This is a genomic window from Agromyces sp. NPDC052230, from assembly GCF_040679595.1.
GTDB lineage: Bacteria > Actinomycetota > Actinomycetes > Actinomycetales > Microbacteriaceae > Agromyces.
In genome coordinates, this window is the sequence record NZ_JBFAVC010000003.1 from 200,047 (window position 1) to 211,515 (window position 11,469).

Genomic DNA, 11,469 nt, shown 5'->3' on the forward strand with positions numbered 1-11,469 from the left:
AGTGGTGGGGGGTCAGTGCGGCGGGGCGAAGACGATCAGCTCTCGTCGTCGAAGCCCGTGTAGAAGTGGGCCCCGTCGAATCCGGGAACGGAGTCCTTCAGCGAAAGACCCATCTCGGTGAGCTTGTCCTTGACCTCATCCACCGACTTCTGGCCGAAGTTGCGGATGTTCATGAGCTGCGACTCCGACAGGGCGACGAGCTCGGACACCGTGTTGATGCCCTCGCGCTTCAGGCAGTTGTAGCTGCGCACCGACAGGTCGAGGTCCTCGATCGGGATCGACAGCTCGCTCGAGAGCACGGCGTCGACCGGCGCGGGGCCGATCTCGATGCCCTCGGCGGCGACGTTGAGCTCGCGTGCGAGACCGAACAACTCGGTGAGCGTGCGGCCCGCCGAGGCGATGGCGTCACGCGGGGTGATCGCCGACTTGGTCTCGACGTCGACCACGAGGCGGTCGAAGTCGGTGCGCTCACCGGCACGCGTCGCTTCGACGCGGTAGGTGACCTTGAGCACCGGCGAGTAGATCGAGTCGACCGGGATCTGGCCGGCCTCGGAGTACTCGTTGCGGTTCTGGCTGGCCGACACGTAGCCGCGGCCGCGCTCGATCGTGAGCTCGAGCTCGAACTTCGCCGAGTCGTTGAGCGTCGCGATGACGAGCTCGGGGTTGTGCACCTCGACACCGGCCGGAGCGGAGATGTCGGCGGCGGTGACCTCACCGGCGCCCTGCTTGCGCAGGTAGGCGGTGATGGGCTCGTCGTGCTCGCTGGAGACGACGAGGTTCTTGATGTTGAGGATGATCTCGGTGACGTCCTCCTTGACACCCGGGACGGTCGAGAACTCGTGGAGCACGCCGTCGATGCGGATGCTCGTCACGGCTGCGCCGGGGATCGAGGAGAGGAGGGTGCGACGGAGCGAGTTGCCCAAGGTGTAGCCGAAGCCCGGCTCGAGGGGCTCGATCACGAAACGCGAACGGAACTCCGAGAGGTTCTCTTCGGTGAGCGTCGGGCGCTGTGCGATCAGCACTGTTGATTCCTTTCGGCAGGGTGTCCGCTATATGACACCTGCGAGGTCGAGGATCTTGAGTTGTGAGAGAACGTGTCGCCGGTCGAGCAGGCCCGTCAGGGCGGTAACGAGCCCAGCGGATGCCGCTGGAGGCCTCGGTACGGGCGCGAGCGCCCTACTCGACCGACGAAGGAGAACTAGACGCGGCGACGCTTCGGCGGGCGGCACCCGTTGTGCGCCTGGGGCGTCACGTCGTTGATGCTGCCGACCTCGAGTCCGGCGGCCTGGAGCGAGCGGATCGCCGTTTCGCGACCCGAACCCGGGCCCTTGACGAAGACGTCGACCTTCTTCATGCCGTGCTCCTGCGCCTGGCGGGCGGCCGACTCGGCGGCCAGCTGCGCGGCGAACGGGGTCGACTTGCGCGAGCCCTTGAAGCCGACGCCGCCCGAGGAGGCCCAGCTGATCACGGCACCGTTGGTGTCGGTGATCGAGACGATCGTGTTGTTGAACGTCGACTTGATGTGGGCCTGGCCCACGGCGATGTTCTTCTTTTCCTTCTTGCGCGGCTTGCGAGTAGCCGCCTTGGGTGCTGCCATGTGTGAAATCTCCTAGGTCTGGCGACGAGCGGTTACTTGCGGCCGGGCTTCTTCTTGCCGGCGACGGTGCGCTTCGGTCCCTTGCGGGTACGAGCGTTGGTCTTGGTGCGCTGGCCGCGGACCGGGAGGCCGCGACGGTGGCGGATGCCCTCGTAGGATCCGATCTCGACCTTGCGGCGGATGTCGGCGGCGACTTCACGGCGGAGGTCACCCTCGACCTTGAAGTTGCCCTCGATGTAGTCGCGGAGGGCGACGAGCTGCTCGTCGCTGAGGTCCTTCACGCGGATGTTCCCATCGATGCCGGTCTCGGCGAGCGTGGTGAGCGCTCGCGTGCGGCCGACGCCGTAGATGTAGGTCAGTGCGATCTCCACGCGCTTCTCGCGCGGGATGTCGACTCCTGCCAGACGTGCCATAAGTGGCTTCTCCTGTTTCGAAGTGGAGGTGTGGAGCAATGCCGGTGCCCGGGCCTCCGACCCGAGGTGTCCCCGCGACATCCGGGATGTCGAGGTTCTGGCATTGCCGTTGCGGTGTTCAGTTGTGGGAGGAGCGCGCGACGCGCGCCCGAAGCTGGGCGACTATCCCTGGCGCTGCTTGTGACGCGGGTTGCTCTTGCAGATCACCATGACGCGGCCGTGGCGGCGGATGACCTTGCAGTGGTCGCAGATGGGCTTGACGCTGGGGTTGACCTTCACTGTTGTTCCTTGGTTCTCGCTGTCCTCGTACCCGCGGGGTACCGCGGGCCGTTACTTTCCAGCTGCCCTTACTTGTAGCGGTAGACGATGCGGCCGCGCGTCAGGTCGTAGGGGCTCAGCTCCACGATCACTCGATCCTCGGGGAGGATCCGGATGTAGTGCTGGCGCATCTTGCCTGAGATGTGCGCGAGGACCTTGTGCCCGTTGGTCAGTTCCACGCGGAACATCGCATTCGGGAGTGCCTCGATGACCGAGCCTTCGATCTCGATGACGCCGTCTTTCTTGGCCATAGCCTCACTATCGCTTGGAGTTTGGGATGCTGGTCGTGCGATGATGTTGCGCGACGACGACGGATCCGTCTGGCCGTGGCCGTCGGGCATGCCGAAATAGGCGTGCAGAACACCAAGGGTCAACTATAGGCGATTCCGGGCCGTCGCGCCAGTCGAGGTCAGGAGCGCGGGGCCTTCGCGGCGGCAACCGTGGCGACGAGTCCCGGTTCGAGCGGATGTCCCGCCGCGATGCCGGTGACCTCGTGCACGAAGGCGGCCGGATCGCGAGCCGCAAGGAGCTTCTGCAGTTCCACGCTCTCGGGGTCGGCGGGCACGTCGAAGCGCAGGGCCGCGCCGACGGCGCCCAGCAGGCCGTCCACGGGCAGCCCCGCGACGGCGAGCTCGGACGCCGGGCCGATGAAGCGCTCGTGGCGACCGAGCTTGCGCAACGGCTGCCGGCCCACGCGCTCGACCGTGTCGGGAAGCTCGGGGTTCCGGAACCGCTCGAGGATGCGCGCCCGGTACCCGGCCTGTTCGCCGTCGGTGAACCCGTGCTTCGCGACGATGAGCGCGCTCGTCTCGGCGAGGGCGCGCTCGACGCCCTCGGCGACCGCCGGGTCGGCGAGCGCATCGCTGATCCGCTCGTGCCCGGCGAGGAAGCCGAGGTACGCCGTCGCGGCATGGCCCGTGTTCACGGTGAAGAGCTTCCGTTCGATGTACGGTGCGAGGTCGTCGACGAAGTGAGCTCCCGGGATGTCGGGCACGGCGTCGCCGAACGGCGGTCGCTCGATCGCCCACTCGAAGAACGTCTCGACGGTGACGTCGAGCCCCGCGTCGGGAGCCTGGCCCGGAACGATGCGATCGACGGCCGTGTTCGCGAAGACGGCCTTCGCTGCGAGCTGACGCCACTCCTCGGGACTCGAGAGCGAGGCGATCTCGTCGTGCAGCTGGTCGGTCGCGTTGATCGCGTTCTCGCACGCCATGATCACGAGCGGCGGGGCATCCGCCGGCCTCGCCCGCAGTGCGGCGACGAGGTGCGGGGCGATGAAGCGAAGAATGCTGGGGCCCACGGCCGTGGTCGCCACGTCGGCGGTCTCGAGCTCGGCGAGCAGGGCCGCGGCATCCGTCTGGCTGTTCACCGCCCGGTACCCGTCGACCCGGCGGTCGCGCCCGCCCGCGCCCACCTCGTGCACGGTGTAGTGGTCGGATGCCGCGAGCGCATCGATGAGCTCGCCGTTCACATCGGCGAACACCACTTCGTAGCCGGCGTCGTGCAGGAGGAGGCCGACGAAGCCGCGACCGATGTTGCCCGCGCCGAAGTGCACGGCCTTCACGATGCGTTGACCTCCGAGAGCTGGGCATGCAGGTCGGCGGCCGTCGGCGCATCGAGCAGGCGCTTCACCTCGTCCTCGTCGGAGAAGATGATCGCGATCTTCGAGAGGATCTCGAGGTGCTCGTTCTCGATGCCGGCGATGCCGACGACGAACCGGGCCTCCTCGCCGTTCCAGTCGACGGGCTCGTCGTACCGGATCACCGAGAGGGCCGACCGGCGGATCTGGTCCTTCGCCTCGTTGGTGCCGTGCGGGATGGCGAGGAGATTGCCCATGTAGGTGGAGACCGAGGCCTCACGTTCGAGCATGGAGTCGATATAGCCCGGGTCGACGGCGCCCGCGTCGACGAGGATGGCCCCCGCCTCGCGGATGGCGTCGTCACGGCTCGTGGCTCGGGCGGCGACCCGCACGTTGGCGGCGGGCAGGATCTGGTCGGTCATGGGAGCTCCTACTTCATCGTCGGTCTCGTGGATTCGTGGTGCAGGTCGTCGGTTCGTGCGGGGCGAGGGGGAGGTTGTCCGGGGGCGATGACGCGGCCGCCCGGGCCGCGACCACCTCAGCGAGGTGACCGCGACCCGGGCATGGATCATCCGGTGGGGATCGTCAGCGGCCCTTCTGCGTCTCGATGAGGTGCACGACCTCGTCGTACTTCGGCGAGTTCATGAAGTTGTCCACCGAGACGTGGATCGCGTCGGGCGTCATGTGGCGGGCGCGATCCGTCAGCTGGCCCTGGGTGATGACCAGGTCGGCCGATTCGTCGAGGTTCGCGATGGCCTTGTTCTCGACCGTCACGTCCTCGATGCCCGCCTTCTTCATCTTGTTGCGCAGCACGCTCGCACCCATGGCCGACGACCCCATGCCCGCGTCGCAGGCGAACACGACGTGGTGCACCTGTCGGGTGGCGACCGTGCCCCCCGCGAGGGCGTCGTCCGTCTCCGCCCGTGTCTCGAGGCGGTCGACCGCGTCCTCGGCCACCTGCTCGTCGCTCGACCGCGCCCGCAGCGTGTCCATCGCCGCCGAGCTCCTGCCCTTGTTCGTCTCGGTCGCGATCACCGCGTCGGCGAACGCGTCGGCCTCGTTGGCGAGGTCCCGCTTGCGCGTGGCCCGCAGGATGATCGCCGCGATGATGAACGTCACCGCCGCCGAGAGGATGACCGACAGGATCACGCCGAGGTAGCTGTCGCTCGCCGTCTGCGCGATCACCGCGAAGATGCTGCCCGGCGCGGCGGGTGCCCGAAGGCCCGCGTCGAAGATCATGTTCGTGGTGACACCCGTCATGCCGCCGCCGATGAGGGCGAGGATGAGGGCCGGCTTCATGAGGGCGAACGGGAAGTACACCTCGTGGATGCCGCCGAAGAACTGGATGACCGCCGCGCCCGGCGCGGACGCCTTCGCCGCGCCGATGCCGAAGAAGGTGAACGCCAGCAGGAGGCCGACGCCGGGGCCGGGGTTGGCCTCGAGCAGGAACAGGATCGACTTGCCCTCCTCGGCGGACTGCGTGAGGCCGAGCGGCGTGAGCACGCCGTGGTTGATCGCGTTGTTGAGGAAGAGCACCTTGGCCGGCTCGATGAGGATGCTCGTGAGCGGCAACAGGTTCGTCTCGACGAGCCAGTTCACCGCGGTCGACAGCACGTTCATCAGACCGTTGACGAACCATGCGATCGGGTAGAAGCCGACGATCGCCATGACGAAGCCCCAGATACCCGCCGAGAACATGTTGACGAGCATCTCGAAGCCGGCACGGATCTTGCCGTCCCAGAGCGCGTCGATCCGCTTCATCGACCAGGCCGCGAGCGGACCGAGGATCATCGCGCCGATGAACATGTGGATCTGCCCGAGCTGGTTGTCCTCGGGGAGGGTCGCGTTCACCTGGGCGATGAGCAGGTCGGAGCCGGCGATCGCACCGAACGTCGCGATCGAGCCGACCACGCCGCCGCGCATGCCGTACACGAGGTGGCCGCCGGTGTACGCGATGAGAACGGGGAGCAGGTAGTGGATGAACGGACCGACGATGGTCGACAGGTCGGCGTTCGGGGTCCACCCGACCGGGATGAAGAACGCGGTGAAGATGCCCCACGCGATGAGCGCGGGGATGTTCGGCATGATCATGCCGCTGAGGAAGGTGCCGACCCTCTGAACGGCGACGCGTGCTCCCCCCGGCCGCTTCGCTCCCGCAGACGTCGTTGTCATGGTGTTGCCCCTCTCGTGTTCACGACGCGGTGGCCCGCGACGCGGTGATCTCGGATGCGGCGGCCTCAGCCGCCCGCTTGGCTTCGGCCGCTCCCTCAGCGGCCAGGGCTGCCCGGGCGAGCGCCTTCGCGTCATCCGGGCTGTACCGCGCGAGGGAGGCGCGGACATCTGCGAGTGCCGACGGCGACATCGACAGGCTCGTGGCGCCGAGGCCCACGAGCACGACGGCGAGCAGCGGGTCTGCGGCGGCCTCGCCGCAGATGCCGACGGGCTTGCCGAGTTCGGCTCCTGCGGCGCCCACCTCGCCGATCAGGCGGAGCACGGCCGGATGCCACGGATCCTGCAGGTTCGCGACGGTGCCGAGCAGTCGGTCGGCGGCCATCGTGTACTGCGTGAGGTCGTTCGTGCCGATCGAGGCGAAGTCGCAGGCCGCGAGCACCCGGTCGGCGACCAGGGCGGCCGACGGCGTCTCGACCATGACCCCCGCGACCCGCACTCCGAGTTCCTTCGCGAGTGCCGCGAAGTACCGGGTCTCCTCGACGGTCGCGATCATGGGCGCCATGACCCACACCTCGGCGTCGGTCGCGGCATCCGCTGCGGCGAGCGCGGTGAGCTGCTCCCGCAGGATGACCTCGGTGTGTCGCAGCGCCCGGATGCCGCGGAGCCCGAGTGCCGGGTTCTCCTCGTGTGCGGCGTTGAGGAACGACAGCGGCTTGTCGGCGCCGGCGTCGAGCACCCGTACGACGACCTTCTTGCCCTCGAACGCCCGGAGGAGCCTCGTGTAGTGCTCCTGCTGGTCGCGCACGCTCGGTGCGGTGTCATGGTCGAGGAAGAGGAACTCGGTGCGGAAGAGCCCCACGCCCTCGGCCCCCAGCCGCAGCGCCTCGGCGGCGCCGTCGGCGGAGCCGAGGTTCACGAGCAGGGGCACCGGCGTGCCGTCGGCGAGCGCACCCGGCGTCACGGGGGCGGCCTGCAGTGCGGCGCGTTCGGCGATCCGCGCGTTCGCCTCGGCGATCTGCTCGGGCGTCGGCGACGACACGACGAGGCTGCTCGCTGCGTCGACGACGACGGTGTCGCCGTCGGCGAGGGCCGTGGCATCCGCTGCTCCGACGACCGCGACGATCGACTTCTCGCGGGCGAGGATCGCGGTGTGCGAGGTCGGGCCGCCGTCGACGGTGACGAGCCCGAGGACCTGGTCGAGGTCGAGGGTCGCGGTGTCGGCGGGCGCGAGGTCCCGGGCGACGAGCACGAAGGGGTGGCCCGGGTTCGGCACGCCGGGCGCCGGGAGCTTCAGGAGGTGCGCGATGACGCGCTGGGAGATGTCGTCGAGGTCGGCGGCCCGCTCCCCCATGTACCCGCCCATGCCGGCGAGCAGGTCGCGATAGGCGGCGAACGCCTCGAACACGGCGCGCTCGGCGGTCTTGCCCGAGGCGAGGAGCTTCGTGACCTCGTCGATGAGGCTCGGATCCTCGGCCATCATGGCCTGCGCCTCGAGCACGTCCTTCGCCGCACCGCCCGCCTTCGCCCCGCGATTCGCGAGCTCGGCGGCGACGACCGACAGCGACGCCCTCGCCCGCTCCCCCTCGCGTTCGGGGTCGAGGTGGCTCGGCCGGTCGACCGGCTCGGGCAGGCGTTCCGCCATGCGCACGACCGGCCCGACGGCGACCCCCTGGCCGATTCCGGTGCCCCTGATCTCCATCATTCGCCCTCCTGCTCCGGTTGCCTGGGCGACGGATGCCGCGAGCTACTCGTCGTGGTCGGTGCTGAGGAGATCGACCAACTGGTCGAGCACCGCCTGCTCGTCACCGCCGTCGACGACGATCGTGACCTCGTCGCCGTGGTCGATCCCCTGCGAGATGACGGCGAGGATGCTGGCCGCGTTGACGACCGGCCCGCCGGTCTTCTGCACGGTGACCTGTGATCCCGATGCGGCCGCGGCCTGGGTGAAGAGCTTCGCCGGCCGTGCGTGCAGGCCGTGCGTGGATCCGATCCGAACTGTGCGTTCCACCATGATTCCGGTCTCCGTCGCTGGCTTCCGTTCCCTCGCTCAACATAGCCCGCACGCGGGTCGGTGACCACTGCGGCACGCGGCGAGCGCAGTGGCATCATGATCCGGCCCCAGCGAACTCGAGAGCCAGATCGAGGGCGTCCTCCCCGTCGGCCGCGGCAGCCGCGGTCTCGGGGAGGATCACGAGCGGCACGGATGCCACCGCCGCACGTTCGCGCAGCAGGCCGACGCGGTCGCCGAGGTGTGCGCCGACGAGGAGCACGTCCGCGTCGGCGAGGGCAGCGTCGAGCTGGGACTCGCTCGTGGCGGTCGCGTGCACGTCGAGTCCGCGAGCTGCTGCGGCTCTCCGGATCCGGTGTGCCACGAAGGTGCTCGAGGCACCTGCGCCGCAGACCACGATGATGCGCACCAGCAAGCCTCCTCGCCCGGCCATCGTCCGGTCCTCGTCGATCGTTCGGCCGCGGCGTGGAACCGCGATCGAGTCGATCATGCACCCGTCGGGGATCCGAGCTCCACCCGATTCCTTTCCGCACCCCGGGAAAATGCGTGAGGGAAGGCCCGCCGGCCGGTCGGCGGTGATTGACTGGGCGCACCGCACGGCGTCGCGTGGCGCCGCGACATCCGGGAGCAGCAGTGGCGCAGAAGTGGGAGCGACTCATCGAGGCGCTCGGCGCTGTCACGACATGGACGACGGCGTCCGAGCTCGCGGATCGGCTCGGGGTGACCACGCGCACCATCCGCAACTATGCGGCGCAGGCGAACGCGGGCGGCACCGTCGTCGAGTCGGGGCCTGCGGGTTACCGCCTCGACCGCGCGGCCTGGGCGGCCCGGCGTTCGGAGCCGCGGCGGGAGGCCACGCCCGCGGTCCGCGTCTCCCGTGTCATCCGGGCGCTCATCGATGCGACGGACGGCCTCGACGCGTTCGAGGCGGCCGCCGCGAACCACGTGAGCGACTCCACCTTCGAGGCCGACCTCTCCCGGGTGCGGGCACGCCTCGACGGCACGGGCCTCACGCTCGCACGTCATGGCGCCCGGATCACGCTCGAGGGACCCGAGACGGCGAGGCGTCGGCTGCTCGGTGCGCTCTTCCGCGAGGAGTCGGCGCGCGGCCTGCTCGAGCTCGATGCGCTGCGAGCGGTGTTCCCCGAGATCCCCGCGTTCCGCGCGGCGCTCGTCGCCGGGCTCGCCGAGGCCGGCTACGCCCCCAACGAGTACGGGCTCAACGACGTGCTCCTGCACACGGCCATCGCGCTCGACCGGGTCGCGCACGACCATCCGCTGGAGGCACCGGATGCCGCCGGGCGCGGGCCCCTCTCCGAACTCCTCGAGCGACTCATCGCCGAGCACTTCGGCACCGCGATCGGTCCGGCCGACCTCGCACATCTCACGCGGCTCCTCGAGACGCGCGCGGCGACTCGCACACGCGAATCCGCCCAGGCACAGGCCGACGAGCGGCCCGTCTCACCACGCGTACCCCTCGTGCGCCGCGTGGTCGCGAGTGCCTCGGCGGCGTACCTCATCGACCTCGACGACGACGACTTCATCGACCGCCTCGCCCTCCATGTCGACAACCTCGTCGCCCGGGCGAGCGAGTCGAGTTTCTCGCGGAACCCGCTCACCTCGTCGATCAAGGCGGCCTACCCGCTCATCTACGAGCTGGCGGTCTACATCGCGAGCGAGCTCGCCCGCTCCGAGGACATCGCGGTCAACGACGACGAGATCGCGTACATCGCGATGCACGTGGGCGCCCACCTCGATCGACGCCGCGCGCACGCCGAGATCGTGCGGGTGGCGGTCTCCGCGCCGGCGTACCACGACGTGCATACGGTCCTCGCGGAGCGGGTGCACGCCGCGCTGGACGACGACGTCGAGGTCGTGACGGCCGGCGCCGACCTCGGATCGGCAGACCTCGTGGTCTCGGTCATGGCCACCACCGCCCCCGCGGGGCGCCTCGTCGTGGTCCAGCCGTTCCCCACGGACGCCGACCTGGAACGCGTGCGGACCGAGGTCTCGCGCGTGCGACGAGCACGCCGGCGGATGCGGCTGGCCGCGTCGCTCGCCCGGTACATCGCACCCGAGCTGTTCGTCCGCGGCATGGGCGGCCTCGATCGGGAGGGCGTCATCCGCCACCTCGGCGACCTCATGATCGGGGTCGGCGTCATCGACCACGCCTACGTGGAGGGCGCTCTGGAGCGTGAGCGGCTCTCCTCGACCGCATTCACCGAGCAGCTCGCCGTGCCGCACGCGATGACCATGTCGGCGCAGCGCACCGCGATCGCCATCGCGATCGACGACACCCCCGTCGACTGGGGCGGCGCGAACGTGCACGTCGTCGCCCTCATCGCCTTCGCCGAGAGCGGGCGTGCCGAGTTCCAGGAGGTCTTCGACCAGTTCGTCGAGGCGTTCTCCGAGCGCGAGAACGTGCAACGGCTGGTGCAGGGCGCCGAGGACTACCCGGGGCTCCTCGCCGAGCTCGCCCGGCTCATGGAGCCCCACGGCGACTGACGGACTGAAGCCGGCGCGCTGCGCGCCGTCGCGGCGTCCGGCCGCCTATGGGATCGGCACCGGCTCCACGCCGAGCGGCGCAAGCGCGGCCGCGCCGCCGTCGGGGGCGGTGAGCACCCAGATGCCGCGATCGTGCACGGCGACCGAGTGCTCCCAGTGCGCGGCATCCGCCCCGTCGGCCGTGGTGACCGTCCACTCATCGTCGCGCACGAACGTGTCGACTGCGCCTGCGACGATCATGGGCTCGATGGCGACGACCAGGCCGGGCCGTACGGCCGTTCCGCGACGGTCGACGCGGTAGTTGAAGACGGGCGGCTCCTCGTGCATGTCGCGGCCGATCCCGTGCCCGACGTAGTCGGTGAGGATCCCGTACTCTCCTGCGCCTTGGACGTAGTCCTCGATCGCCGCGCCCACCTCGTTGAGGTGCCGGGCTCCCGCGAGCGCGGCGATGCCGTGCCAGAGCGCCTGCTCGGTGACCCGCGAGAGGGCCTCCCGAGCAGCCACCACCTCGGGCCGGCTCGCGTCGGGCAGCACGACCGTGAACGCGGCGTCGCCGTTCCATCCGTCGACGTCGGCACCTCCGTCGACGGAGACGATGTCTCCGGCTCGGAGCGGCCGGTCGCCGGGGATGCCGTGCACGACGTCATCGTCGACGGACACGCAGAGCGTGTGCCGGTAGCCCGGCACCAGCTGGAAGTTCGGGCGCCCCCCGATGCCGCGGATCACACGCTCGGCAGCGGCGTCGAGCTCGAGCGGGGTGACGCCCGGCGCGATCAGTCGTCGCGCCTCCTCGAGGGCCGCCGCGGTCGCGGATCCCGCCGGCAGCATGGAGCGGAGCTCGGCCGGCGACTTGTAGAGCGACCTGCGGAACACGTGG

13 protein-coding genes are annotated in these 11,469 nt (G+C 69.8%); 1 reads left to right on the forward strand and 12 read right to left on the reverse strand.

Features of this window, described 5'->3' with window-relative positions; translation table 11 throughout:
- Positions 1-35 precede the first annotated feature (35 nt).
- The 11 genes from AB0K73_RS08640 to AB0K73_RS08690 form a co-directional block, all read right to left on the reverse strand.
- Positions 36-1,022 (reverse strand): DNA-directed RNA polymerase subunit alpha, encoded by a 987-nt coding sequence (locus tag AB0K73_RS08640; protein WP_360516589.1) that lies wholly within the window; start codon positions 1,020-1,022, stop codon positions 36-38.
- A 176-nt stretch (positions 1,023-1,198) separates the two neighbouring features.
- On the reverse strand, positions 1,199-1,597 hold the full coding sequence (gene rpsK, locus AB0K73_RS08645; RefSeq protein WP_022889749.1) for a 30S ribosomal protein S11: 399 nt from the start codon (positions 1,595-1,597) through the stop codon (positions 1,199-1,201).
- A 32-nt stretch (positions 1,598-1,629) separates the two neighbouring features.
- Positions 1,630-2,010, reverse strand: a complete 381-nt coding sequence (gene rpsM, locus AB0K73_RS08650) for a 30S ribosomal protein S13 (protein WP_056010826.1) — start codon at positions 2,008-2,010, stop codon at positions 1,630-1,632.
- A gap of 162 nt (positions 2,011-2,172) precedes the next feature.
- On the reverse strand, positions 2,173-2,289 hold the full coding sequence (rpmJ, locus tag AB0K73_RS08655; protein WP_005050492.1) for a 50S ribosomal protein L36: 117 nt from the start codon (positions 2,287-2,289) through the stop codon (positions 2,173-2,175).
- Positions 2,290-2,357: 68 nt separating this feature from the next.
- Complete coding sequence (gene infA / locus AB0K73_RS08660) at positions 2,358-2,579, reverse strand: translation initiation factor IF-1 (protein ID WP_011186713.1); 222 nt, start codon at positions 2,577-2,579, stop codon at positions 2,358-2,360.
- Positions 2,580-2,737: 158 nt separating this feature from the next.
- The gene (locus tag AB0K73_RS08665; protein WP_360516582.1) at positions 2,738-3,892 is read right to left on the reverse strand and encodes a mannitol-1-phosphate 5-dehydrogenase; all 1,155 of its coding nucleotides are present in this window, start codon (positions 3,890-3,892) and stop codon (positions 2,738-2,740) included.
- Positions 3,889-4,329 (reverse strand): PTS sugar transporter subunit IIA, encoded by a 441-nt coding sequence (locus AB0K73_RS08670; protein WP_360516579.1) that lies wholly within the window; start codon positions 4,327-4,329, stop codon positions 3,889-3,891. The genes AB0K73_RS08665 and AB0K73_RS08670 overlap by 4 nt, the downstream gene beginning before the upstream one ends.
- Before the next feature lie 163 nt (positions 4,330-4,492).
- A complete protein-coding gene (locus tag AB0K73_RS08675; RefSeq protein WP_360516576.1) occupies positions 4,493-6,079 on the reverse strand; it encodes a PTS mannitol transporter subunit IICB in 1,587 nt (528 codons plus the stop codon).
- Between the two features lie 19 nt (positions 6,080-6,098).
- On the reverse strand, positions 6,099-7,781 hold the full coding sequence (gene ptsP, locus AB0K73_RS08680; RefSeq protein ID WP_360516572.1) for a phosphoenolpyruvate--protein phosphotransferase: 1,683 nt from the start codon (positions 7,779-7,781) through the stop codon (positions 6,099-6,101).
- A 42-nt stretch (positions 7,782-7,823) separates the two neighbouring features.
- The gene (locus AB0K73_RS08685; protein ID WP_360516569.1) at positions 7,824-8,090 is read right to left on the reverse strand and encodes an HPr family phosphocarrier protein; all 267 of its coding nucleotides are present in this window, start codon (positions 8,088-8,090) and stop codon (positions 7,824-7,826) included.
- 94 nt (positions 8,091-8,184) lie between these two features.
- Positions 8,185-8,496: a PTS IIB subunit gene (locus AB0K73_RS08690; protein WP_360516566.1), complete on the reverse strand. Its 312-nt coding sequence runs from the start codon at positions 8,494-8,496 to the stop codon at positions 8,185-8,187.
- A 224-nt stretch (positions 8,497-8,720) separates the two neighbouring features.
- Between AB0K73_RS08690 and AB0K73_RS08695 the strand changes: the two genes are divergently transcribed.
- Positions 8,721-10,592 carry a PTS sugar transporter subunit IIA gene (locus AB0K73_RS08695; RefSeq protein WP_360516563.1) on the forward strand — a complete coding sequence of 624 codons (1,872 nt, stop codon included), beginning with the start codon at positions 8,721-8,723 and terminating at the stop codon, positions 10,590-10,592.
- A 45-nt stretch (positions 10,593-10,637) separates the two neighbouring features.
- Here AB0K73_RS08695 and map read toward each other — a convergent pair whose 3' ends face one another.
- Positions 10,638-11,465: a type I methionyl aminopeptidase gene (gene map, locus AB0K73_RS08700; RefSeq protein ID WP_360516560.1), complete on the reverse strand. Its 828-nt coding sequence runs from the start codon at positions 11,463-11,465 to the stop codon at positions 10,638-10,640.
- Positions 11,466-11,469 lie beyond the last annotated feature (4 nt).

Excerpts from the sequence above, each read along its gene's own strand:
- AB0K73_RS08670 (WP_360516579.1), bottom strand. The coding sequence starts at position 4,329 with ATGACCGACCAGATCCTGCCCGCCGCCAACGTGCGGGTCGCCGCCCGA.
- AB0K73_RS08675 (WP_360516576.1), bottom strand. The coding sequence starts at position 6,079 with ATGACAACGACGTCTGCGGGAGCGAAGCGGCCGGGGGGAGCACGCGTC.
- infA (WP_011186713.1), bottom strand. The coding sequence starts at position 2,579 with ATGGCCAAGAAAGACGGCGTCATCGAGATCGAAGGCTCGGTCATCGAG.
- rpsK (WP_022889749.1), bottom strand. The coding sequence starts at position 1,597 with ATGGCAGCACCCAAGGCGGCTACTCGCAAGCCGCGCAAGAAGGAAAAG.
- ptsP (WP_360516572.1), bottom strand. The coding sequence starts at position 7,781 with ATGATGGAGATCAGGGGCACCGGAATCGGCCAGGGGGTCGCCGTCGGG.
- rpsM (WP_056010826.1), bottom strand. The coding sequence starts at position 2,010 with ATGGCACGTCTGGCAGGAGTCGACATCCCGCGCGAGAAGCGCGTGGAG.
- AB0K73_RS08685 (WP_360516569.1), bottom strand. The coding sequence starts at position 8,090 with ATGGTGGAACGCACAGTTCGGATCGGATCCACGCACGGCCTGCACGCA.